At 68.6% G+C, this 22,748-nt stretch carries 25 protein-coding genes and 1 pseudogene; 18 read left to right on the forward strand and 8 right to left on the reverse strand.

From position 1 onward, the window contains the following. Positions 1–61 precede the first annotated feature (61 nt). A complete protein-coding gene (locus tag LC452_RS08195; RefSeq protein WP_223624029.1) occupies positions 62–1,051 on the reverse strand; it encodes an Ltp family lipoprotein in 990 nt (329 codons plus the stop codon). A gap of 233 nt (positions 1,052–1,284) precedes the next feature. Here LC452_RS08195 and LC452_RS22170 point away from each other — a divergent pair. From LC452_RS22170 to LC452_RS08210, 3 genes and pseudogenes are all read left to right on the forward strand, one after another. After that, positions 1,285–1,386 (forward strand): annotated as a pseudogene (locus LC452_RS22170) (DUF2510 domain-containing protein); the annotation flags it as partial. A gap of 150 nt (positions 1,387–1,536) precedes the next feature. After that, on the forward strand, positions 1,537–2,025 hold the full coding sequence (locus LC452_RS08205; protein ID WP_223624735.1) for a hypothetical protein: 489 nt from the start codon (positions 1,537–1,539) through the stop codon (positions 2,023–2,025). 244 nt (positions 2,026–2,269) lie between these two features. After that, positions 2,270–3,289, forward strand: a complete 1,020-nt coding sequence (locus tag LC452_RS08210; protein WP_223624031.1) for a hypothetical protein — start codon at positions 2,270–2,272, stop codon at positions 3,287–3,289. 70 nt (positions 3,290–3,359) lie between these two features. On the opposite strand, the gene LC452_RS08215 is transcribed toward LC452_RS08210, so the two are convergent. Beyond that, positions 3,360–3,920 carry a dihydrofolate reductase family protein gene (locus LC452_RS08215; RefSeq protein WP_223624032.1) on the reverse strand — a complete coding sequence of 187 codons (561 nt, stop codon included), beginning with the start codon at positions 3,918–3,920 and terminating at the stop codon, positions 3,360–3,362. Positions 3,921–4,111: 191 nt separating this feature from the next. Between LC452_RS08215 and LC452_RS08220 the strand changes: the two genes are divergently transcribed. Both LC452_RS08220 and LC452_RS08225 read left to right on the forward strand, forming a co-directional pair. Beyond that, positions 4,112–5,350 carry a S9 family peptidase gene (locus tag LC452_RS08220; protein ID WP_223624034.1) on the forward strand — a complete coding sequence of 413 codons (1,239 nt, stop codon included), beginning with the start codon at positions 4,112–4,114 and terminating at the stop codon, positions 5,348–5,350. Positions 5,351–5,606: 256 nt separating this feature from the next. Continuing rightward, entirely contained in the window at positions 5,607–5,933 is a 327-nt protein-coding gene (locus LC452_RS08225) for a hypothetical protein (protein WP_223624035.1), read from the forward strand. A 65-nt stretch (positions 5,934–5,998) separates the two neighbouring features. Here LC452_RS08225 and LC452_RS08230 read toward each other — a convergent pair whose 3' ends face one another. Next, complete coding sequence (locus LC452_RS08230; RefSeq protein ID WP_223624037.1) at positions 5,999–6,685, reverse strand: hypothetical protein; 687 nt, start codon at positions 6,683–6,685, stop codon at positions 5,999–6,001. Between the two features lie 95 nt (positions 6,686–6,780). Continuing rightward, entirely contained in the window at positions 6,781–7,512 is a 732-nt protein-coding gene (locus LC452_RS08235) for a GntR family transcriptional regulator (protein WP_223624039.1), read from the reverse strand. Positions 7,513–7,627: 115 nt separating this feature from the next. Here LC452_RS08235 and LC452_RS08240 point away from each other — a divergent pair, with 115 nt between their 5' ends. From LC452_RS08240 to LC452_RS08265, 6 genes are read left to right on the forward strand one after another with little or no spacing between them, the layout of a single operon-like run. Continuing rightward, positions 7,628–8,452: a 6-phosphogluconolactonase gene (locus LC452_RS08240; RefSeq protein WP_223624041.1), complete on the forward strand. Its 825-nt coding sequence runs from the start codon at positions 7,628–7,630 to the stop codon at positions 8,450–8,452. A 54-nt stretch (positions 8,453–8,506) separates the two neighbouring features. Continuing rightward, complete coding sequence (locus tag LC452_RS08245; RefSeq protein ID WP_223624043.1) at positions 8,507–9,838, forward strand: extracellular solute-binding protein; 1,332 nt, start codon at positions 8,507–8,509, stop codon at positions 9,836–9,838. Then, positions 9,835–10,821, forward strand: a complete 987-nt coding sequence (locus LC452_RS08250) for a carbohydrate ABC transporter permease (protein ID WP_223624045.1) — start codon at positions 9,835–9,837, stop codon at positions 10,819–10,821. The genes LC452_RS08245 and LC452_RS08250 overlap by 4 nt, the downstream gene beginning before the upstream one ends. A gap of 2 nt (positions 10,822–10,823) precedes the next feature. Next, a complete protein-coding gene (locus tag LC452_RS08255) occupies positions 10,824–11,732 on the forward strand; it encodes a carbohydrate ABC transporter permease (protein WP_223624047.1) in 909 nt (302 codons plus the stop codon). Positions 11,733–11,787: 55 nt separating this feature from the next. Then, a complete protein-coding gene (locus LC452_RS08260) occupies positions 11,788–13,059 on the forward strand; it encodes a 6-phospho-beta-glucosidase (RefSeq protein WP_223624049.1) in 1,272 nt (423 codons plus the stop codon). Next, positions 13,056–14,051, forward strand: a complete 996-nt coding sequence (locus LC452_RS08265) for a BadF/BadG/BcrA/BcrD ATPase family protein (RefSeq protein ID WP_223624051.1) — start codon at positions 13,056–13,058, stop codon at positions 14,049–14,051. The genes LC452_RS08260 and LC452_RS08265 overlap by 4 nt, the downstream gene beginning before the upstream one ends. Before the next feature lie 6 nt (positions 14,052–14,057). Here LC452_RS08265 and LC452_RS08270 read toward each other — a convergent pair whose 3' ends face one another. Next, entirely contained in the window at positions 14,058–14,897 is an 840-nt protein-coding gene (locus LC452_RS08270) for a hypothetical protein (RefSeq protein WP_223624053.1), read from the reverse strand. Positions 14,898–15,112: 215 nt separating this feature from the next. Between LC452_RS08270 and LC452_RS08275 the strand changes: the two genes are divergently transcribed. The 4 genes from LC452_RS08275 to panB are packed head-to-tail and all read left to right on the forward strand — an operon-like array spanning position 15,113 to position 18,028. Then, positions 15,113–15,922 (forward strand): Rossmann-like and DUF2520 domain-containing protein, encoded by an 810-nt coding sequence (locus tag LC452_RS08275; RefSeq protein ID WP_223624055.1) that lies wholly within the window; start codon positions 15,113–15,115, stop codon positions 15,920–15,922. Further along, the gene (panC, locus tag LC452_RS08280) at positions 15,919–16,770 is read left to right on the forward strand and encodes a pantoate--beta-alanine ligase (protein ID WP_223624056.1); all 852 of its coding nucleotides are present in this window, start codon (positions 15,919–15,921) and stop codon (positions 16,768–16,770) included. The genes LC452_RS08275 and panC overlap by 4 nt, the downstream gene beginning before the upstream one ends. Then, entirely contained in the window at positions 16,770–17,162 is a 393-nt protein-coding gene (panD, locus tag LC452_RS08285) for an aspartate 1-decarboxylase (protein WP_223624718.1), read from the forward strand. Before panC ends, panD begins: the two co-directional genes overlap by 1 nt. Continuing rightward, positions 17,159–18,028 (forward strand): 3-methyl-2-oxobutanoate hydroxymethyltransferase, encoded by an 870-nt coding sequence (gene panB / locus LC452_RS08290; RefSeq protein ID WP_223624058.1) that lies wholly within the window; start codon positions 17,159–17,161, stop codon positions 18,026–18,028. The genes panD and panB overlap by 4 nt, the downstream gene beginning before the upstream one ends. A 130-nt stretch (positions 18,029–18,158) precedes the next feature. Here the strand turns inward: panB and LC452_RS08295 are convergent, their stop codons facing one another. Then, complete coding sequence (locus LC452_RS08295; RefSeq protein ID WP_223624060.1) at positions 18,159–19,100, reverse strand: NADP-dependent oxidoreductase; 942 nt, start codon at positions 19,098–19,100, stop codon at positions 18,159–18,161. 102 nt (positions 19,101–19,202) lie between these two features. Between LC452_RS08295 and LC452_RS08300 the strand changes: the two genes are divergently transcribed. Continuing rightward, positions 19,203–19,703 carry a MarR family winged helix-turn-helix transcriptional regulator gene (locus LC452_RS08300; RefSeq protein ID WP_223624061.1) on the forward strand — a complete coding sequence of 167 codons (501 nt, stop codon included), beginning with the start codon at positions 19,203–19,205 and terminating at the stop codon, positions 19,701–19,703. Positions 19,704–19,726: 23 nt separating this feature from the next. Here the strand turns inward: LC452_RS08300 and LC452_RS08305 are convergent, their stop codons facing one another. Together LC452_RS08305 and LC452_RS08310 are read right to left on the reverse strand one after the other, a co-directional pair. Next, entirely contained in the window at positions 19,727–19,942 is a 216-nt protein-coding gene (locus tag LC452_RS08305) for a helix-turn-helix transcriptional regulator (protein WP_223624063.1), read from the reverse strand. Further along, positions 19,942–20,430 carry a DUF2975 domain-containing protein gene (locus LC452_RS08310; RefSeq protein ID WP_223624064.1) on the reverse strand — a complete coding sequence of 163 codons (489 nt, stop codon included), beginning with the start codon at positions 20,428–20,430 and terminating at the stop codon, positions 19,942–19,944. Before LC452_RS08310 ends, LC452_RS08305 begins: the two co-directional genes overlap by 1 nt. Before the next feature lie 101 nt (positions 20,431–20,531). On the opposite strand from LC452_RS08310, the gene LC452_RS08315 reads away from it, so the two are divergent. Continuing rightward, on the forward strand, positions 20,532–21,098 hold the full coding sequence (locus LC452_RS08315) for a TetR/AcrR family transcriptional regulator (protein ID WP_223624066.1): 567 nt from the start codon (positions 20,532–20,534) through the stop codon (positions 21,096–21,098). Positions 21,099–21,189: 91 nt separating this feature from the next. Then, positions 21,190–22,611 carry an MFS transporter gene (locus LC452_RS08320; RefSeq protein ID WP_223624068.1) on the forward strand — a complete coding sequence of 474 codons (1,422 nt, stop codon included), beginning with the start codon at positions 21,190–21,192 and terminating at the stop codon, positions 22,609–22,611. Positions 22,612–22,748 lie beyond the last annotated feature (137 nt).

Consider the following 22,748-nt stretch of genomic DNA (forward strand, 5'->3'; position numbering starts at 1 on the left):
AAAGAGACCGCCACCCAGCTTTCTGCCTGGGTGGCGGTCCCCCGTCCTGGGGACAGCGAGATCAGTAACCGACGGCCGACAGGGCGTACTCGATCTCGGCTGCCTGGAACCCCTCGTATTCGAGCTGTTCGTACAGGCTCTGGCGTGAGAACGACGAGTAGTTGAGATAGTCGGCGGCCTTCTCCGCGGCTTCTGCGTTCCAGTCAGCACCGGCATTGTCGGCGCCGAACGTCGCGTCCTCCGTAGAGAACCCTTCGTACTCGAGCTGGCCGATCAGGCCCGTGCGGGAGAACCCGGAATAGTCGAGGTAGTCCTGCGCCTTCGCGATCGCGTTCTGCTGGCCGAGGGTGAGCTTCGGCTTTTCGGCCACGACGATCGTGATGGCTGCGCCTTCGGTGGCTTCTGAGCCTGCGGCGCGGCTGGTCGAGACGACCAGGGCGGCCGGGTCTTCGAACGACGTCAGCTGAGGGGCGTCCAGCCCGGCATCCTCGAGCACGGTGATTGCGTCGGAGACGGGCAGCCCGACGACGTCGGGGACAGTGATCGTCGCGGGCGGTTCCTCAGCGACCTCCTCGTCAGCCGGTTCACTGGTCTGCTGCACCGCTGCCACCGGCTTCTTGTCAGATGCGGGAAGGTTCGCAGCGATCCCGGCCGTGACGGCGATCGACGTGATGACGGCGATGCTGCCAAGCACGATACCTGCAACGGCGAGACCCTTGCGCTGTTGCTTCATGAGCGCGAACACACCGAGCGCGATCGCGCCCAGGCCGAGGATCACTCCGAGGATCGGGACGATCCCCGTGAAGAACGCGATGATGCCGGCGATGAGCGCGACGATCGACAGGACAGGGGTCGGCTTTGACTCCGCCGCCGCATCCGCCGACGCTGCACTCGCCCAGGGGGCGGCGCCGGCGGCCGGCACGGCGTCTGTAAGCACCGCGGTCGGGGCTGCGGGCTGCGGCTCGAGCCACTGTGCACCGTCCCAGTAACGCTGCTCATTGTTGGCGTGCGGCGCGGGGTACCAACCGGGCGCGGGCGTAGGGTCTGACATCAGGTTCCTCTCAGCGGTGATCGACCTCTCAGGGAATCCATAGGTCAAATCTCGAGTTGATGCTATCGGTGATTCCGACACCGGAGGTCGGGCGGGAGGTCACGGTCGCCCTGTCGCCGCCATTCCCGACGAAGGCGTGACGAAATCGTAACCGCGTGCGGGCAGGTTGGGCCCAGCTGGTCGCTACTCTCAGATGGGCCCAACTGGGGGCACTTCAGCAGCATGGAGCAAACGTGAGCAACGTCGCCGCCGGGTGGTACCCGAGTCCCGAAGATCCGACGCAGAATCGGTTCTGGGATGGTGGACGGTGGACCGAGCACGTCGCCCCCATCGCAGTCCCCGAGCCCGTTACGGCAGCCGCGCCGCAGTTCTCGCCGCCACCCGCACCGGGAGCCGCCGCTTTCTCCGCGCCTGCTCCTGGAGCGCCTAAGCCTCCGGCTTCGTCGAAGAGAAAGTGGCTCATCGGAGGTGCGATCGCTGCCGGTGTGATCGTCGTGGGGTCTGTCGGAGCGGCGATCGGTTCGGGAGGCCGTTCCGAGACGGCCTCCGAAGCCAGCACCGCCCCTGTGGTCTCGGTCCCGAGCCCGACGCCGGAAGAAGTCGTCGAGACGCCGCCGCCGGCGCCAGTCGTCGAGACGGTCGACGCGGTGGGCTTCCGTGCCCAGGCGGGCTCGCACCTCGATGACATGCTCAAAGACCTCGACGACATCGTCACGACAGTCAACGAGGATGGCTTCTGGCGCCTGCTCAGCAACAGCGGGGAACTGGCCTTCAACCAGGGCCAGCTTCAGGCCTTGGATGTGCCGGAGAACGTCGCCGCCACCTGGCCGGCGTCCCTCGCCGCTCTGGAGGCTACGCAGGACAGCCTCACTGACGCCATCGGAACGCAGGACGGTCCGACCATCCTCGCCGCGGTAGAAATCGTTCGCGCGCAGGTCGAGGCGAGCCGCGGAGTGGCGAACACCGCGCAGTAGATTCGGCTGGAGTGCTCTCGAGGGAGAGAGCGGCGCGATGGAGAACGATATGAGCATGGCGAGTGCGGGTTGGTATCCGAACGGCGATCAGTGGGAGTCGTACTGGGACGGCGAGCGGTGGCTGGATATGCACCGACCGATCGCTCCGCCGCCTACTTTCGTCGCCCCCGATCCCGTCAGCTCCGTCTCCCAGCAGGCCCCTCCGATTCCGGAAGGACCGCTGCTGCCCTTCGCTGTATCCGGTGTGATCGTCGATCTGCGACCAGAGGGTCTGTATCTCGAGGGAACCTCGTGGCTCGGACGCGGTGCCGTCGGTGACAAGCCGAGAGTTGTTCTCTGGGATGACATCTCCACCCTCGAGCGGACATCCGTCGGGATCAAGCTCCGCGAAGGGCGCAAGGTCATCCAGATCAGCGTCCCGTCGAAGATGCAGGACCAGGCAGGCAAGGTCGTCGAGGAGATCGCGCGGCAATTCACAGTTGCCACAGGTCGGACGCTCACGACCGCAAAGGTCACGCGCGCCGAGAAGCTGACCGCCGTAGGCGACGTCTATGGGCGGGCGCTCGTGCGGAGAATCGATGAAATCTCAGAGGTTCTATCCGCCGCCGATCATGCCAGAGAAGTGGCACTCTCCCACGATCTGATCGTGTGGGCAAAATCCCAGAAGGTCAAGAGTGGAGTCGAGTTCGCCGCGGCGAAACTCCAAGAGCTGCGAGTGGCCAGAGGCGCGCACATCCCGCAGCAGGTCGGCGTCGTCGTCGGGGCGGCCTTCGGGCCCAACATCGTCGTCTTCGACGACCGCGTGCACATGGGCAGGGTGGCCTATCCGATCGATGTCCTCACCGAGGCTCAGGTGTACGTAGATGGGCAGGTGCAGGTCACCACGCGCCCCTCTATGACCGCCGCGGCGTTCGGCTCGATCCTGCCGGGAACCGCGCTGATCCCTGCCATGGCATTCGGTAAGAAGGAGAAGACCGACACCCGGGTGGCGGAATTCCACATCGGATCACGAGGATGGGTGCTCAAGACACGGATCCCCATCGGCGCGCTCTCCGACGCGCGAGCCACTGCTCAGCGCGTCAATGCGATCGCCGCTGGCATCCAACGTGTGCGCCCTGCGGAAGCCGACCCGGTTCCCGAGGCACCCGCCGCCAGCGCCCCGGACATCACGAGTCAGATCGAGCGGATCGTGGAGCTGGAACGGGCGGGGGCGATCACTCCGGAGCAGGCAGCGGCGATGAAGGCACAGATCATCGGCCTGTAACGCGTGCGGTTCAGCATCTCGATCTGAAGGGCGTTTCGGCTCGCTGGCGCTCGCTCAAACGACCGGCGTCTCAAGCCCGCGCCCGATACCGCTGCACCACAACGCCCGACCGGAACTCCTGCCGCTCCACCAACTCGAGCTCGATCCGCTCCCGCAACCCATCGAACAACCGCGGCCCGCTCCCGGCGAGGACCGGATGCACGGCGAACGTGTACTCGTCGATCAGACCGAGGTTCGCGAGCGCGAGAGTGAGTGTTACGCCGCCGACGGAGAGGCCCTTGCCCGGTTCCTGCTTAAGTCGGCGAACCGCGTCGCCCAGGTCGCCGCGCAGCAGCTCGGCGTTCCAGTCGACCTCAGTGAGGGTGCTCGACACGACGTACTTCTTGGCACGGTCGATGCGCTCGGCGAACCGGACCTCGGACTCATCCATCCAGTCGGGCCACACGCCGTCCGCCGGCCGCCGCCACGCGGACTCCATCATCTCGTAGGTCACCCGGCCGTACAGTTCGGCATCGGACCGATCCATCTCGGCGGTCCAGAAGTCCATGAACTCCTCGTCGGGAGTGAGCCCCGCCTCGTGGTGAACGCTGCCGTCGAGCGTGACGTTGATCGCATACCGCAGTGGTCTCATGCGCCGGTCTCCTTTGATGCGTGACGCCGGGGTTCTCCGGAACGTAGCAGACCGTCCGGACGATGTCACCGCGTTTCGTCTCGCTTCGCTCGCTCAACGACCGGGGGGCGCGTAAAAGTCACCTCCACAACCCTTCGCCGACCTGCTTGAATACCGGCATCCGCGCTCCCCACCGGAAAGGCGACCTCCCCATGAACGCTCATCTCCCGGATCCGTTCCACCACGCCCCGACCGGCATCCGGCCCTTCAACGACAATCCCGACTACGACTACGAGATCCGCGGAGTCCTCGGTCAGAGCGTGTACGGCGCCGGCGAGCCGGGCGAGGTCCTCGCCGCCACCGCCGGTATCAAGAAGAACGATCATGACGGCTGGTACAAAGCCTGGTTCGACCTTGCCGATCGCACGTTCGCGACGGCGCAGAAAGCCGCCGCAGGCACGCACCGCGTCAGCGCGGCCAGCGCCTTCCTCCGCGCTTCGGCCTACTACGGCGTCGCCGTGAATGCGGTCAGCGCCCTGGAGAGCACCGACGACCTCGCCCCCACCTTCACCAAGCAGCAGGACGCCTGGAACGGCTTCATCGCGCACACCTCCGCGAGCGTCGAAGAGGTCAGCATCCCGTACGAGGCCAGCAGTCTTCCCGGCTGGTTCTTCCGACCGTCCGTCGCCGAGGGCGCCCCGACGCTCATCGCCGTCAACGGAAGCGACGGCTCACTCGCCGCCCTCTGGGCCTCGTGCGTGGCGCCCGCCCTCGAACGCGGATACAACGTGCTCGTGTTCGACGGACCTGGCCAGCAGTCCGAGCTCTTCGAACGCAACGTGCCGTTCCGCCCCGACTGGGAACACGTGCTCACCCCGGTCTTCGACTTCGTCGCCCGTCTCGACGGAGTCGACGCCATGTCGATCTCCGTCTACGGGATCAGCCAGGGCGGGTACTGGGTGGCCCGCGCCCTCGCCTTCGAACACCGCTTCGCCGCCGCGATCACCGATCCGGGCGTCGTCGACGTGTCGACCTCATGGACCGGACACCTGCCGAAAAGCCTGCTGAAGCTGCTCGACGCGGGGGAGACCGCGAAGTTCGACAAGGAGATGGAGCTCGGGATGAAGTTCTCTCCCGAGACCGCCCGCACCTGGCGATTCCGCGCCCGCCCCTACGGCACCACGGGCTACGGCGAGACGATCGAAGCCGTCCGGAAGTACACCGTCGCCGACGTCGCGGGGCAGATCGTCACTCCGCTCGCGATCCTCGCGCCCGAGGGCGAGCAGTTCTGGCCAGGACAGTCCGACCAGCTCGCGAGCCTCACGCCGAACGTGTCGACCGTCATCCGCTTCACCGCCGCCGAAGGAGCGGGCGAACACTGCCAACCCCTGGCCCGAACCCTGACGGCAGAGCGGATGCTGGACTGGCTGGACGATCGATTGGGACGGTGATCCTCGCACACCTCATACCTCGCCCGGCACCTCCACACCCACGAACTCGCTCCCACATCGCGCCCAGAGCTTTCCCATCGACCACGAACAGAATGGCGGCATGCTCCGACGAGTTGCGGCGATTGCCTCTGCCACCATCCTTCTGACGGCTGGCTTAGTTGCCTGCGGTGAACGCGAACCCGAATCCAGGCCGCAGCCCTCAGCGGCGTGGGAGGGCGGGCGCATAGATGGACATTCCAGCTCGACAGACCCGACGATGTCGCTGACGATCTCTCCCGAGGGCGTCGCCGAGCTTTCTGACGTGCCGGAGGGTCAATGGGTGAAGACCGACTCCGGAATCTGCTGGGACGACTCGGGCGGCCTCTACTCGGGCCAAGGGACATGGACATGGTTCGGCGACAGCGGCATCGAGGTGAAGTTCGAAGACTCCGCCGTCATCTTCTGGGCCTGGCCGGGCAAGTTCGGAAGCTACAACTGGTCGGAGTTCAAGATGGTGAACTGCCGGGGCGATCGAACGTGGGGCATGAGACTCACCTGCGGATCGGCTGGCACCGTCGACCTTCCACCCTGCAAAGTCGAATGACGGGCGCTTCGACAAGCTCAGCGACCCAAGGCCCAAACGTTGATCGCGAGCGGATCCCCGGTCGCTCAATTGCCGAGGCCGTCGAGCATCCAGTGGTAGCGAAGGCGGAGGCCGCGCTCCATGCTGGCCAACGCCGCACCGGCGCCGAGGGTGATGTTGAGCCACAGGGGGAGATGGATAGGGGAGACGAACGTGCCGAAGCGCTCCGCGATGGGTGGGATCTCTGAGATCACCTGCACCAGTTGCGGCACGTTCACTCCCACACCGACGAGGAGGACGACGATCGCGACCGCGGCGATCCATCGGCTCGCGACCGGGTGCGTCTGCTCGAGTCGGAGACGGCGGCCGATCGCCGATCTCGGATGCGGAGTGAGGCGACGTTCGGATCGATCGGGCGTGACGTAGTGCATCCGCCGCAGGCCGTACGTCCCTGCCCGCACCTGGATCACGCCGCCCTCGACCGTGAACGCCGCCGGCAGCTTCGACACGACGGCCTGCGCCCCGTCGCGATAGAGGTGTGCACGAGGATCGCCGTCGTCATGGGTCCGCACATCCACCGCGTAGATCACATCCGGCCCGCCCGGCCGCGGCAACGTCAGCGAGAACAGCTTTCGACCGGAAACCAGATGCCACCAGCGGAACGGCGGGAGCGGACTCCCGTCACCGCGCTTCTGGCGGCGGGGCGTCGTTCCGTCGTCGGCATCGCCGAGCATGCCGAGCGCGTCGGCATCGTCTTCGTCGAATATGGACATGCTTCCATCGCACTCGATCGTCGGCCGCGTGCCCAGTGCCCACGTGTCATCAGGACGAGTGACAAATGTCCCCCTCGCGACGCGTCGCCCGAGCCCTACCGCCGCAGCATCGTGCTGTAGAACCGGTACACATTCGCCCGGTACCTCGTACTCCCGATGAGGATCGGCCTCCCGACCGCATCGAACGCCGTCTCGGCCCCCAACAGCAGCGGGCTCCCCACCGGTACCTCGAGCAGTTCGGCCTCCCGCTCATCCGCCCCGATCGCCTCGACCACGAAGTTCGATCGCGCGGGCTCCGTGCCCAGAGCGCCCATCTCCGCATAGAGCGACGTGTCCGACAGGTCGACGTCTTCGATGCCGGGCGTGCGCTCGAGCAGGATCACCGTGTGATCGATGCAGATGGGCGTATCGCCGAGCGACCGCAGCCGCTCGACCTCGACCACCGGACTGAGCGGACCCGTCTGCAGCTGCTGCGCCTCGTCGAGCGTCGCCTCGCGCACGACGTGCGACAGCACTCGCGTGCCCGGCACGACCCCGCGGCGCCGCGCCATCTCGGTGAAGCTGATGAGCGTGCGGGGAGGCTCTCCCAGCGGCGCCTCGTTCACGAACCACCCGGACTGGGGCGCCGGGCTCACCAGCCCCTCCTCGGCCAGCGCCGCCAGCGCACGCCGCACGGTGGTGCGGCTGACCTGCAGCTGCTCGACCAGGTCGCGCTCGCTGGGCAGCCGTCCCGTGGAGGTGAAGGCGCCCGCCCGCACGAGTCGCCGGAGCTGGTCGGCCGCAGCATCCGCCACTCCTGCGCCCGCCCGGCGCGGTTCGTTCGTCATGCTCCTACGCTACGACCAATCTAGTATTTTGGTCTAATCTGGTCCATTTTGGTCTCTCGATCGTGCACGATCGCCCTACAGTGATCACGCCACCCACCACGAGAAGAGAACCGCTGTGACCCTGCCCCACTCCATCAGCTCGACCGTCGACGAGCTGAGCGCGACGCTCGCGGCCCAACTGATCGAGTCCATCGACAGTGCCGCGACCGAGGGTCGCCTGCTGATCGTCGGCATCCCCGCCGGTCGCACCCTCACTCCCGTGATCGACGCCCTCGCCGCCCAGCTGCGCGAGACGCCCCGCGACCTCGGCCACGTGCGCCTCGTGCTCATGGACGACTACGCGATCCCCGACGGCGACGGTTGGACGGCTCCCCCCGTCACCGCCCACTACAGCTGCCGCCAGTACGGCGAGCAGGTGATCGCGAAGCTCAGCGACGCGGTCAAGCCCCTCACCGGCATCGGCGTCGCCCACCTCTGGTCGCCCGACCCCGCCGACCCCGAGGCCTACGACGGGCGGATCGCGGATGCCGGTGGCATCGACATCTTCTACGTCGCGGTCGGCTCCTCCGACGGCCACGTGGCCTTCAACCCTCCCGGCAGCGCACTCGACAGCCGCACCCGCATCATCCCGCTCGCCGACTCGACGCGCCTCGACAACCTCGGCACCTTCCCCGAGTTCGACTCGCTCGACGACGTGCCGACCCACGGTGTCAGCGTCGGCCTCGCCACCCTCTCCGACGCCCGCCGCGTCGAGATCGTCGTGCACGGCGCCGGAAAAGCCTCCTCGACGGCGCGACTTCTCGCCGCCGAGGGGTTCCACCCCGAGTTCCCCGCCACGTTCGCCTACGAGCACGGCAACGTGCACGTGAACCTCGACCGCGACGCCGCGAGCCTCCTCCCCGAGGCGGCTGCCGACGCCACGGCATCCGCCCCGCAGTAGCACCCGCAGCACCCGAGCCCTCACCGCCTGCACCACCCCAACGGAGGAGTACACATGCGCACTCGACCAGCAGCACTCGCCGCGATCGCCGTCGCAGCCCTCGCCCTGACCGCCTGCGGCACGGGCTCGGGACCGGCCGACGGCGGAGAGGGCGGCCCCGACGACAAGACCCCGATCACCCTCTCGCTGTGGAGCTTCTTCACCGACCGCGAGGAAGGCGTGATCGACGCCCGCCTCGACGCCTTCGAGGAGAAGTACCCCTGGATCACCGTCGACCACACCGGCGGCCAGAACGACGACACCCTGCTGCAGGCCGTGCGCGGCAACACCGCCCCCGACGTCGCCCTCGCCAACAACAGCGAGGCCGTCGCCAGCTACTGCTCCACGGGCGTCTTCCAGAACCTCGACGATCGCATCGCGAAGTCGGATGCCGATGTCGACGGCATCCTGTCATCGACCGAGGCGTACACGTCCTACGACGGCGACCGCTGCGCGCTCCCGGTGATGGCCGACGTCTACGGCCTCTACTTCAACCAGGACATGCTGGATGCCGCCGGCGTCGCCGTGCCGACCACCTGGGACGAGCTCGCCGAGGCCGCCAAGAAGCTCACCGTGCGCAACGCCGACGGCAGCATCCAGGTCGCGGGCTTCGTGCCGTTCCTCGACTTCCAGGAGAACAACGTCGCGACCTTCACCGCCGGCTGGGACCTCACCTGGTACGACGACGAGGGCAAGGCGGCCATGGCCTCCGACCCGCAGTGGGCCGCCATGCTCGAATGGCAGAAGGAGCTCATCGACTGGTACGGCTACGACGACCTCCAGGAGTACGTCGCCGGCCTCGGCGCCGAGTTCTCGGCCGAGAACCCGCTGCACACCGGCCGGCTCGCGATGGCCGTCGACGGCGAGTGGCGCGTCGCGTTCATCGACGACCAGGCTCCCGACCTGAACTACGGCACCGCCCCCATCCCGACCGTGGACGAGGCGACGTACGGCGGCGGCACGATCAGCGGCACGACCGTCGGCATCCCCCGCGGATCGAAGCACTCCGACGCCGCCTGGCTGCTGGCCGAGTACCTCGCCACCGACACCGACAACCTCGTCGACCTCACCCTCGAACTCCGCAACGTGCCCACCACGACCGCGGCGCTCGAAGACGAGAGCATCCGCACGATCGATCAGTTCAACGTGATGCTCGACATCGCCGCGAACGAGAACACCCGCTCGATCCCCGGCACCCCGGCCGGCGCCGCACCGCGCGAGCTCCTGGGTCAGTGGCTGCAGGGCTGGCAGGCGGGCGACGTGAAGGATGCCGAAGAGGGGCTCGCCGGCGTCGCGAAGCAGATCGACAGCCAGATCTCCCAGGCCTCCGGAGGGAACGCGCCGTGACGACGGCACCCCTCACCCGGAGCGGTCAGGCGACCACGTCGCCCGACCGCTCCGGGGCGCTCCGTAAGCGGAAGCGGCGCCAGACCCTCACGATCCTGGCCTTCCTGAGCCCGGGGCTCATCGGCCTCGTCCTGTTCTTCGGGTACCCGCTGGTCGCGAACCTCGCCTACTCGTTCACCCGCTACGACATGGTGAACGCGCCCCAGTTCATCGGGCTCGCCAACTACCAGTTCATGTTCGACGGCGATCAGCAGATCGGCACCGCGATCCGCAACACCCTCGTGTTCTGCCTCGTCTCGGTGCCGCTGCAGCTGATGTTCTCGCTCGGCATCGCGGCGACCCTGGCCCGCGTCCGCTCGGGCGCCGGCATCTACCGCACCCTCTTCTACCTGCCCACGCTGCTGCCGCCCGTGGCCGCGGCGATGACCTTCTCGTTCGTGCTCAACCCGGGCACGGGTCCGGTCAACGCGATCCTCGGCGCTCTGGGACTACCGAAGCCGCTCTGGTTCAGCGACCCCGCGACCTCACAGGTGTCGCTGCTGCTGCTCACCACCTGGGGCGTCGGCAACACGATCGTCATCCTGCTCGCGGCCGTGCTCGAAGTGCCGCTCGAGATGCAGGAAGCCGCGCAGCTCGACGGCGCGAACGGCTGGCGCCGCTTCTGGCACATCACGCTGCCGACGATCTCGCCCGTAATCCTGTTCTCGACGATCATGGGCGTGATCGGCAGCCTGCAGCTGTTCGCGCAGCCCTACGTCGTCAGCACCGTGATCGGCGGCGGATCCGGCGTGACCGCCGACAACATCGGCTACCCGCAGAACACCCTCCTCTTCTTCACCGAGGTGCTGTATCAGCAGGGATTCCGCTACTTCAACATGGGCTACGCGGCCGCGCTCTCGATGGTGCTGTTCGCGGCGACCCTCGTCGTCGTGCTGGTGCTCATCCGGGCCACCCGCGGCCGTGTGCACGGCGAGGAAGGCTGACCATGACCGCCATCATCGATCGACCCGTCGCGCCGGCATCCGGCCGCTCCACCACGCCATCGCCGCGCGCGACCCGTGCCCGCGCTCGCCGTCAGCGGCTGCTCGCAGCCGTCGGACGGCACGCGATCCTCATCGCGCTGCTGCTGATGTTCCTCGCGCCGCTGCTCTTCATCATCACGACCGCGCTGATGACCGACGACCAGGCGCTCACGAGCCGCATCTGGCCCGACCCCGTGAACCTCGCCAACTTCGTCGAGGTCTTCGAGAAGGTGCCGCTGCTGCGGTACATGGCCAACACGCTGCTGATCGCCGGGTCGAGCACGATCCTCGCGGTCGCCACCAGCATTCCGGTCGCCTACGCCCTCGCGACTTTCCGGTTCCGCGGGCGGCGCGTGCTGTTCGTCGCGGTCATCGCCGCGATGATGCTGCCGCCGCAGGTCACGATCGTGCCGCTCTACGCCGCGTACGCGCAGCTCGGACTGGTCGGGTCTCCGCTGCCGCTGATCATCCCGAGCCTCTTCGGCGACGCGTTCACGATCTTCCTGCTGCGGCAGTTCTTCGTGTCGGTGCCGCGCACGTACCTCGACGCGGGACGCATGGACGGCGCCTCCGAGCTGCGACTGCTCTGGACCGTGTTCCTGCCCATGGTGAAGCCGGCCATCGCCGCGGCTGCGCTCTTCGCGTTCTTCTACAGCTGGAACGACTTCTTCAATCCGCTGCTGTACCTCGCCTCGAACCAGGAGTGGTACACCTTGTCGATCGGGCTCTCGCAGTTCCGGTCGGTGCACTCGGTGCAATGGAACCTCACCATGGCGGCCACGCTGCTCTTCGTCATCCCGGTGATCGTGCTGTTCTTCTTCGCCCAGAAGCAGTTCGTGCAGGGCATCGCGCTGTCCGGAGTGAAGGAATGAGGGCGGCAGCATCCGCTCTCTCACACATCGACGAACGATTCGGAAGGATCCCCACATGAAGGTCGCGGTCATCGGCGCCGGTTCCACCTACACCCCCGAGCTCGTCTCGGGACTCGCCGCCCAGCACCACCGTCTCGCGGTCGACGAGCTGGTGCTCATGGACGTCCACGCGGAACGCCTGTCGGTCGTGGGGGAGTTCGCGAAGCGGATGCTGGCGCACCAGGGCCTCGACACCCACGTGACGCTCACGACGGATCGCACCGAAGCCGTGACCGATGCGGATGCCGTGCTCATCCAGCTGCGCGTCGGCGGGCAGGCCGCGCGGCTCGGCGACGAGACCTTCCCGCTGGACTGCGGCTGCATCGGGCAGGAGACGACCGGTGCCGGCGGACTCGCCAAGGCGCTGCGCACCGTTCCCGTGGTGCTCGACATCGCCGACGAGGTGCGTCGCGTCGCGAAGCCCGATGCCTGGATCATCGACTTCACCAACCCGGTCGGCATCGTCACGCGGGCGCTGCTCGACGCGGGGCATCGCGCGATCGGGCTGTGCAACTACGCGATCGGCGTGGAGCGGTGGGCGGCGCAGGTGCTCGACATCGAACCGGCCCGCGTCTCGGTCGACCCCGTCGGGCTCAACCACTTCTCGTGGACGCGCCGCATCCTCGTCGACGGCGAAGACGTGCTGCCTCGGCTGCTCGACGAGCGGATGCCGGAGGTGCTCGAGAAGTACCCGTTCCCGGAGGAGCTGATCCGGCTCATCGGCGCGATCCCGTCGTACTACCTTCAGTACTACTACTTCCACGATTCCGTGCTCGAACGGCTCCGTTCGGAGACGCCGCGCGCCACGGTGGTCGCCGAGCTCGAGGCCGAACTGCTCGAGCAGTACAGGTCACCGCTGCTGCTCGAGAAGCCGCCGCAGCTCGCGAAGCGCGGAGGTGCCTTCTACAGCGAGGCCGCGGTCGACCTGCTCGCCTCGCTGTACGCGGACGAGCCGACCGCCCACGTGCTGAACGTGCGCAACGCCGGTCTCATCCCGGGGCTCGCCGACGACGATGTGATCGAGACGCGGTGCCTCGTGAGCGCCGCGGGTGTGGTTCCTCAGCCGCAGGCCGCCGTGCCGCCCGAGCTGCTCGGCCCGATCCAGCACGTCAGCGCCTACGAGCGGATCGCCGTGAAGGCGGCTCTCTCGGGAGACATCGACGATGTGCGCCGGGCGATGCTCGCGCATCCGCTCATCGGCCAGTGGGAGATGGTCGAGGGTCTCGTGCCGCGACTGCTCGAGTCGAGCGCCGCGCACCTGCCGCAGTTCGCGGTCGAGGTCTCGTGACGTCGTCTTCTTTGGAGCCGCACGGGAACGGGCTCGTACTCGGCGTCGATGTCGGCAACTCCAAGACGCACGTCGTCGTCGCGGATCTCGAGGGCCGAGTCGTCGGTGTCGCGTCAGGGCCGGGATTGCAGTCGGGACTCGGCGGGCTCGACTCGATGCTGACCCCGCTGATCGACCTCGCGGAACGAGCCGGCGGTGCGCGCTCGGGGTTCGATGCGGCCTGCCTCGCACTCGCCGGCATCGACCTGCCCGAGCAGGAGGATGCCATGACCCAGCTTGCGGCCGAGGCGTCGCTCGCCGAGCGGATCACGGTGCTGAACGACACCTTCGCGCTGCTCCGCACCGGACCCGACCGAGGTGACGGCGTCGCCGTGGTGGCGGGTGCCGGCATCAACTGCGTCGGCGTCCGCGGTGACGTGCACGTGCGGTATCACGCGATGGGCACGGTCAGCGGCGACTGGGGCGGCGGCATGGAGCTCGGTCGCGAGGCGCTGTCCCTCGCCTGCCGTGCGGAGGACGGTCGCGGGTCGCCGACGGCGCTCGCCGACGCCGTCCCGCAGCATTTCGGTCTCGAGCGGCCGCTGCAGGTGACCGAGGAGATCATGCTCGGGCGGCTGTCGGAGCACCGCCTCGTCGAGCTCGCGCGGGTGGCGCTCGAGAGCGCGACGCAGGGGGATGCCGTGGCGCAGGCCCTCGTCGCGCGTGTGGCCGACGAGGTCGTGACCTTCATCGAGACCACTCGCCGGCGTCTCGACTGGCCCGACGATCAGGGACCCGTGCCGGTGCTGCTCGGCGGCGGACTGCTGCAGTCGGGCAATGAGTTCCTTCTCGGGTGGATCCGGGCGCCGTACGTCGACGGGAGGCGCGCGACGATCTCGGTCGCGACCGTGCCGCCGATCGTCGGGTCTTTGCTGCTCGCGTACGACCTGCTCGGTGGGGATGCGCCGGACGCCGGGGAGCTGGCGCGGCAGGTGGAGGCTGCGCTCGGCTGACCGGAGTCAGGTGTCGAGCAACGTGCGCACTTCTGTGACGGAGCGTCCGTAGGCGAACTGTGCGACCCGAGCGGCGAGTTCTGAGTACACCTGAACGACCGTCGCCCCGCGTGACATCCACCGGCCACCGGATGCCGTGAGCTCCAGGCCGGGACCGGGCTCGGCGTCGGGAAGCTCGGCACGCCCTGCCGCGGTGCGCGCCGCCGCGCCGAGCATGCCGACGAGCCAGGCCTCACCGAGGGCATGCGGCCGGATCGAGGCGATCGGTCCACCCCGGCCCCGGAAGACCTGGAACATGGTGTCTGCACGTCTCGCCGTCCAGGTCTCGCCGTCGTGGGTGAAGTCGCAGGCGACGTCGGCGTGCAGGGTGATGTCGGCGCCGTAGTGCCGGAGGGCATCGACGCACTCGGCGCTCAGGAACCGGCCGTCGAGTTCACGCTCGCGACGGCGGAGCTCGGCCCGGTACTTCTCGCGCGCGATCGGGGCGTACTCCTCTTCGAGTGCTCGCCGATCGGCACCGGCGCCCTGCGAGAGCCGGTCGAAGAGCCATGCCGGGTCGATCTGCACGAAGTAGCGGAAGAAGACGTCGACCGGTCCGCGCTTCATCTTCCGGTCGGCGACCAGGAGCTGCACACCGTGGTCGACGGACCACACGGCCGTGGTCGCGCCATCGACGACTGCGACCCACGACCAGCCGGGTGAGCGGATCTCGGGCGAGGCCGACTCGAGCGCCGCACTGAGCAGCGTTCCCCGGGGAACCGACAGGACGCCGGCGTGCGAGACGACGTCATCGCCCATGGCGACGCTGTCGCGATCGACGTGGAGCTCGATGGTGCGGCGGAGCATAGGGGGAGCCTAATCGGTGGGGCACTCGTCGATCTCTCCACGCGGGCCGAGTCGAGATACTGAGATCAATATGCAAGCCGATGATGACTGACGAGCGTAATTCTGACAATCTAAATGCCACCTGCAGATGACACATTGCTCCCAGATTTGGAGCGAACGCCGCTTCGGGCAGATACTCGTGGCATCCGCGTCATCCCATCTGACCGGCTCACACCATGAATCCTGCCTCTGCTCTCGCGCCTGGAACGACCATCGCCGTCATCGGCGCCGGACGTCTCGGCGGCGTTCTCGCCCGCAGCCTCCGAGCCGCGGGCTTCGAGGTCCTCGGGCCGCTTCGTCGGAACCAGTCGATGCCGTCTGCCGACGTCGCGTTGCTCTGCGTGCCGGATGCCGCGATCCCGGCCGTCGCGTTCGTCGCGCGTCCGCACGTGCGGCTCGTCGGACACGTCTCCGGCGCGACTGCGCTCGACGACGTCGATTTCAGCATCCACCCGCTGCAGACGTTCACCGGCTCCGAGACGCCCGACGTGTTCCACGGCATCGGTGCCGCGATCGCCGGCCGCACCGACGAGGCCCTCGCCATCGCCGATCACCTGGCCCGCGCCCTCGGTGCTCGCCCGTTCACGGTCGACGACGCGCACCGCGCGAGCTATCACGCCGCGGCATCCTTCGCCTCGAACTTCGTGCTGACACTGCTCGACGCGGCAGAGCAGCTTTCCTCCGCAGCGGGCATCCCCGCGGACGAAGCCCGCGAACTGCTCGCCCCGCTGGTCCGCCGCACTGTCGACAACTGGGTGGCCACCGGCGCCCCGGACGTGCTCACCGGACCCGTCGTCCGCGGCGACGCGCGAACGATCGAGCGCCAACGGGACGCCGTCGAGGAGGCCGCCCCGCACCTCGCCCCGCTCTTCTCCGAACTCGTCAGCGCGACCCGCGCTGTCGCCAGCCGCGCCACCAGAAAGCCGACGATCGGCTCGGAGGCCCCGCCGACCGTGATCCCCGAACCGGAGGCGACGGCCGAATGAACATCCTCCGCACGATCCCCGAGGTCCGCGCCGCCGTGCACGCAGCCCGGCACGAACGCAAGACCGTCGGCCTCGTCCCCACCATGGGCGCCTTCCACGAGGGGCACCTCTCGCTCATGCGCCGTGCGCGCGAGCAGAACGACCTCGTCGTGGTCTCGCTCTTCGTCAACCCGACCCAGTTCGGCGCGAACGAAGACCTCGGCGCCTACCCGCGCGACGAGGCTCGCGATGCCGCGCTCGCCGAGGCCGAAGGCGTCGACATCCTCTTCGCGCCCGCGGCATCCGAGATCTACCCCGACGGATTCGCGACGAACATCCACGTCGCGGGCCTCACCGATGTGCTCGACGGAGCCGCCCGCGGACCACGCCACTTCGACGGCGTCGCCACCGTCGTCACGAAGCTGTTCGGCATCGTGCGACCCGACGTCGCCTACTTCGGGCAGAAGGATGCGCAGCAGGTCCTCGTCGTCCGCCGCGTCGTGCGCGACCTCGACCTCGACGTGCGCATCGAGGCCTGCCCGATCGTGCGCGAGGCCGACGGACTCGCGATGAGCTCGCGCAACGTCTACCTCGACGCGGATGCCCGCGCGCAGGCCACCGCGCTCAACCGGGCGCTCGACGCCGCGGCATCCGTCTGCGAGGCGGGGGAGCGGGATGCCGACAGCATCCTCTCCGCCGCCCAGCGCGTGCTCGCCGAAGCCGGGATCACGCCCGAGTACCTCGAACTGCGCGACGCGTCGACCCTGGAGACGGTCACGCGCGTCGAGAACGATGCGCTTCTCGCCGTGGCCGCCCGCGTCGGCGCTGCTCGGCTGATCGACAACCACACCCTGAAAGCGAGCGCGTGATGCGACGCACCATGCTGAAGTCGAAGATCCACCGCGCGACCGTCACCGGCAGCGACCTCCACTACGTCGGATCGATCACCATCGACCCCGACCTGCTCGAGGCCGCCGACATCCTCCCGCACGAGCAGGTGCACGTCGTCGACGTCGACAACGGCGCCCGCTTCGAGACGTACACGCTCGTCGGAGAGCGCGGATCCGGCGTCATCCAGGTCAACGGCGCCGCCGCCCGCCTCGTGCACACCGGCGACACGATCATCGTGATCTCCTACGCCGACTACTCCCCCGAAGACCTCACGGACTACACGCCGACAGTCGTGCACGTCGACCGCGCGAACAGCATCATCCAGGTCGACGATGCCGTCGACCGCCTGCTGACCGAGGCCGCGCTGTGAGCGCGCACGCGGCACCCCGCAAGCGCGTCACCCTCGCGAGCCTCGCCGCGAAGAAGGATGCCGGCGAACCCATCGTCATGGTCACCGCCTACGACCACCCCAGCGCGCAGATCGTCGAGGAGGCGGGCGTCGACATGGTGCTCGTCGGCGACTCGGCCGCCATGACCGTGCTCGGCTACGACAGCACGGTGCCGGTGACGGTCGACGAGATGCTCATGCTGACGAAGGCCGTGCGGCGCGGGCTCACGGTGCCGCTGCTCGTCGGCGACCTGCCCTTCGGGTCGTACGAGGCGTCGGACGAACTCGCGATCGCGACCGCCCAGCGCTTCGTCAAGGAGGCCGGCGTCGACCTCGTCAAGATCGAGCGCGGCGGGTCGACGGTCGACCGGGCGCGGGCACTCGTGCGTGCCGGCATCCCGGTCGTCGGTCATGTCGGCCTCACCCCGCAGACCGCGACGGCCCTCGGCGGCTACCGCGCGCAGGGGCGCACAGCGGATGCTGCGCTCGCCGTGATCGATGACGCCCTGGCGCTGCAGGACGCCGGTTGCTCGATGCTCGTGATCGAAGCGGTGCCGTCGGAGGTCACCGCGGCGCTGATGCCCCTGCTCGACATCCCGGTCATCGGGATCGGAGCCGGAGCGGATGCCGACGGCCAGGTGCTCGTGTTCCACGACCTGCTCGGCCTGTACGACGGCGGAGCGGCGAAGTTCGTGAAGCGGTACGCGTCCCTGCGGGGTGCGGCTGTTGCCGGGGTTGCGGATTACGCGGCCGAGGTCCGCGGGGGCGTGTACCCGGGAGTCGAGCACGGGTATGGGATGCCGGCGGACGAGGCTGCGCGGATGCGGGAGCTGCTCGCGGCGCGGTAGGCGTACGCCTCGGGAGGAGATTCGCGCTTCGGGTGGACAGAATCCCGGATTCCGTCCTCCCGAAGCGCACATCCCCTCCCGGAGCGCACCCGCGTGAACCGCGAACAGAGCGGATGCTGCGCGCCCGACCTCACACCGCGGCATCCGGAATCGCGATGACCTTGCCGCGGAGCGTGCCGGTCGCCGCCTGCGCGTGGACCTCGGCCAGTTGGCTCAACGGGATCCGCCGAGCGACCTCGACCCGCAGCTCGCCGCTGTCGACCAGCTCGACGAGCTTCGCCAGCTGCGAGACATCCGACCGGACGAACACCGTGTGCGCCGAGACGTTGCGCGCCTCGTCACCCGGGGTGGTCATCCAGGCGGTGGTCGACACGACCGCGCCGCCGTCACGCACCAGGGGCACGAGTGCCTCGAACTCCGACGGCTCGATCGGTGCGAGGTTCAGCAGCAGGTCGACCGGCTCCGACACCGCATCGGTGAGCACGGTGCCCGCGTGGTCGATGACCTCGTCGGCGCCGGCATCCGTCACGCTCGCGCGGCTGCGGTCGCTCGCGGTCGCGATGACATACGCACCCGCGCGCTTCGCGAGCTGGATCGCATACCCTCCGACCGATCCGCCGGCGCCGACGATCAGCACCCGCTGACCCTCGGTGAGCCCGCCCTCGTCGAAGAGCGCCTGCCAGGCGGTGAGCGCGATCGAGGGGAGTGCCGCGGCATCTGCCAGAGGGATGCTCTTCGGTGCTGCCGTGAGGACATCCGCCGGCGTCACGACGTACTCGGCGGCCGAGCCGTCAGCCGTCATCGACAGGAAGCCGACGACCGCGTCGCCCGGCTGGAACGCCGTCACGCCGTCGCCGATCGCGTCGATCGTGCCGGCGACGTCGTATCCCGGGGTGTGCGGCAGGGCCACCGGGAACGGCAGCGTGCCCGAGCGGATGCCGGTGTCGGCGGGGTTGAACGCCGACCCGGCCACGCGGATGCGCACCTCGCCGGCACCGGGCTCAGGGCGCTCGGCATCCTCGTAGCGCAGGACCTCGGGGCCGCCGGTCTCGTGGAATCGCAGAACCTTCATGATCTTCTCCTCGTTGCTCTTGCATCGTGTGCTTCGAATTCGAAGCACCTGTTGACGAAGATAGCACTGCTTCAGATTCGAAGCAACTGCTACGCTCGGAACATGACGACGGCACCGCGGCCCCTGAACCCGACGCAGCTCGACGCGTACTTCTCGCTCATCGAGGTGAGCAGCCTGCTGCGGCACACGGTCGAGCAGCAGCTGAAGGATGCCGGCGACCTCAGCTACGTGCAGTTCCAGCTGCTGGCGCGACTCGGTGATTCGCCGACCGGCAGCCATCGCATGACGGACCTCGCCGACGGAGTGGTCTACAGCCGCAGCGGACTCACCTACCAGGCGCAGGTGCTCGAACAGCGCGGACTCGTCACGCGGGCGCCCTCGCAGGAGGACGAGCGCGGCATCACCGTCACCCTCACCGACGAGGGGCGCGCCGTGCTCGCGAAGGTCTTCCCCGGGCACATCGCCGTGCTCGACGAGCTGTTCCTCGAACCGCTCTCCGACGACGACGTCGCCGTGCTCGGCCGGGTGCTCGGACGGGTCCGGGATCACATGCGGCAGAACCCGCCGCGCTCGGCGGCTCCGCGGCGACGCAAGTCGCTCTGACCGGGGGCGGCTGACCGGGGCTGTCAGTCGGCGGGGTCCGCCTCCCAGCGCAGCAGATCGCCGGGCTGGCATTCGAGCACCTCGCACAGCGCATCGAGTGTCGTGAACCGGACGGCTTTCGCGCGCCCGTTCTTCAGCACGGCGAGGTTGGTCGGCGTGATGCCGATGCGCTCGGCCAGCTCGCCCACGCTCATCTTGCGGCGGGCCATCATCACGTCGATGTCGACGACGACGGGCATCAGATCACCTCGTTGTCGAGCTCGGAGCGGAGCGTCTGGGCCTCCGCCTCGCGGTCGATCGCCTGACGCAGCAGCGCTTTCATGACGACGACGAGCAGGGCCATGCCGGCGAGCACGACTCCCGCGCCGCCGAGCAGGGCCACGACTCCGGGCGCGGTCGTGCCGGGAGCCAGGATCGCGGCCAGGACCCACGTGAGCGCCGCGGCCACGAGGATCGCGCCGATGATCACGTTCACCGGCGCGAACGACGACTCCGAGAAGATCGATCCCCGCCGCACCTTGTTCAGCAGCAGCCAGACGCAGATGCCGAAGACCTGCAGGGTCGCGACGCCGACGATGACGATGCCGACGAAGACGATGCGGCCCCAGAGCTCCTCCTCGCCGAGGTCGAGCCAGAGCAGGGGCGCGATGAGAGCCTGCACCGCCACCGAGCCGACCAGCGCGATCGCGATCACGACCTGCAGCACGACGATCGTCACTTTGCCCATGACCCCACCTTTCATCGAAGAACAGCAGAAATCTATCGTTTATCGTTCGATCATGCAAGTCGTGGTTGTCGTGCGTGAAGAGTGAGTGTACAGTCACTCATATGTCCACGACGCGCAGCTCAATCCTTTCCACGGCCGACGCCCGCCGCCCCCTCGTGGCGACGGCAGCGCTCGCCGAGTTCGCGCGCGGCGGCTATCACGGCACGACCGTGGCCGACGTCGCCCGCGAGGCGAAGATCTCGCCGGCCTACGTCTTCAAGCTCTACGCGGGCAAGGAGGCGCTGTTCATCGCCGCGCTCGAGGCCTGCTTCGAGGCGATTCTCGTCGCCCTCGAGGAAGGAGCGGATGCCGCTGCCAACCAGACGCCGGAGGCGATCCTCGACGCCATGGGCGACGCGTACGCGCACCTGATCTCGGACCGCACGCTGCTCATGCTGCAGGTGCACGCACAGTCCGTCGCCGAGATCCCGGAGATCGGAGCAGCGCTCCGCTCGGGTCTGGGTCGCGTGACGACGTTCGCGCAGAGTCGCTCCGGCGGCTCCGACGAAGACGTGCAGCGCTTCATCGCGTTCGGCCAGCTGTGCCACCTCATCGTCACCACGCAGCTCGACGGACGCCCGGAGCAGTGGGCGACCCTGCTGACCCGCGGCATCCGCCACCCCGACTGAATCACCGGCTGAATCGGCATCCGTCCGGTTCGGCCTTCCGTCTGTCCACAAGAGTGAGTGAGTAATCACTCATCACCTCGAAAGGAAGATCATGAGCACTCTCACCATTCCCACCGCGCAGGATGCTGCGCCGCGCAGTTCACGCCGCTGGCTCGCGCTCAGCGTTCTCGCGCTCGCGCAGTTCCTCGTGGTGCTCGACGCCTCGATCGTCAACATCGCGCTGCCGGTGCTCGGGCGTCAGCTCGGCATGGACACCGCCGCCCTCGCCTGGGTGATCACGGCGTACGTGCTCGCGTTCGGCGGCCTGCTGCTCCTCGGCGGACGGCTCGCCGATCGATACGGTCATCGGCGCGTGTTCCTGATCGGCGCGGGCGGTTTCGTCGCGGCATCCGCTCCGGCCGGGCTGTCATTGTCGGCCGAGATGCTCCTCGCGGCTCGCGCGCTGCAGGGGGCATCCGCGGCGCTGCTCGCCCCGGCCGCTCTCGCGCTGCTGACGCACCTGTTCCCCGACGCGACGGAGCGCACCAAGGCGCTCGGCGTGTGGGGCGGCGTCGCCGGCATCGGATCCGCCGCCGGCGTGCTGCTCGGCGGTGTGCTCACCGCGACCCTCGGCTGGCAGTCGGTGTTCTTCGTGAACGTGCCGGTCGGTGCGATCGTGCTGATCGCGATCCCGCTCCTCATCACGCGTGACGGCGTTCGGATGCAGGGACGACTGGATGCCGCCGGCGCCGTCACCGTGACCGCCGCACTCGTCGCTCTCGTCGGAGCCTTCAGCGCCGTCGAACAGCTGGGATTCGTGCATCCGCTGCCGCTCGTGCTCTTCGCCGCGGCGCTGGTGCTGGGTGCCGTGTTCGTCGTGATCGAGCGCCGCACCGCCGAGCCGCTCGTGCCGCTGTCGGTGTTCCGCCACCGCAACCTCGCGCTCGGCAACGTCGTGATGCTGCTGGGTGGAGCCGCGATGGTCGCCCTGTTCTTCGCACTGTCGGTCTACATGCAGGCCGTGCTCGGCTACGACGCGCTCGCCGCCGGACTCTCGCAGCTGCCGCTCGCCGGCGCTCTCGTGCTCGTCGCCGGAGTGGTGCCCGCGCTGATCGCTCGACTCGGCACGCGCCCGGTGCTGTCCGGATCGCTGCTCGTGCTCGCCGGTGGGCTCGTCTGGCTCGCTGCGGCGCCGTCGGATGCCGTCTTCCTGACGCAGCTCCTCGGACCCACGCTGCTGATCGGCGTCGGCCTCGGAGGAGCGTTCGTCGCCACCACACAACTCGCGGTCGAAGGAGTCGAGGGCGGCGAGGCCGGACTCGCCGGCGGGCTCATCAACACCAGTCAGCAGATCGGCGGCGCGGTCGGCCTGGCCGTGCTCGGAACCATCGCCGGCCTGCGCACCGCGACGCTCGAGGCGGGCGGCGCGACGGCGGCGGATGCTCTCACCGGCGGCTTCGCCTGGCTCTTCCTCGGTGCGGCCGCGCTGGCCGTGATCGGCGCGGGGGTCGTGGCGGTGTGGCGGCGGGGGTGAGCGGTCGTCTCGGGGTGAGGGTCTGCCTCGGGTGTCGGGAGGAGAACTCACGGTCGGGAGGAGGATCCCTATGGATTCCTCAGCCCTGCGGCGAGTTCTCCTCCCGAAAGCGTGAGTGCGGATGCCGGGAGCGGCGG

Source organism: Microbacterium sp. EST19A (assembly GCF_019969685.1).
Taxonomy (GTDB): Bacteria; Actinomycetota; Actinomycetes; order Actinomycetales; family Microbacteriaceae; genus Microbacterium.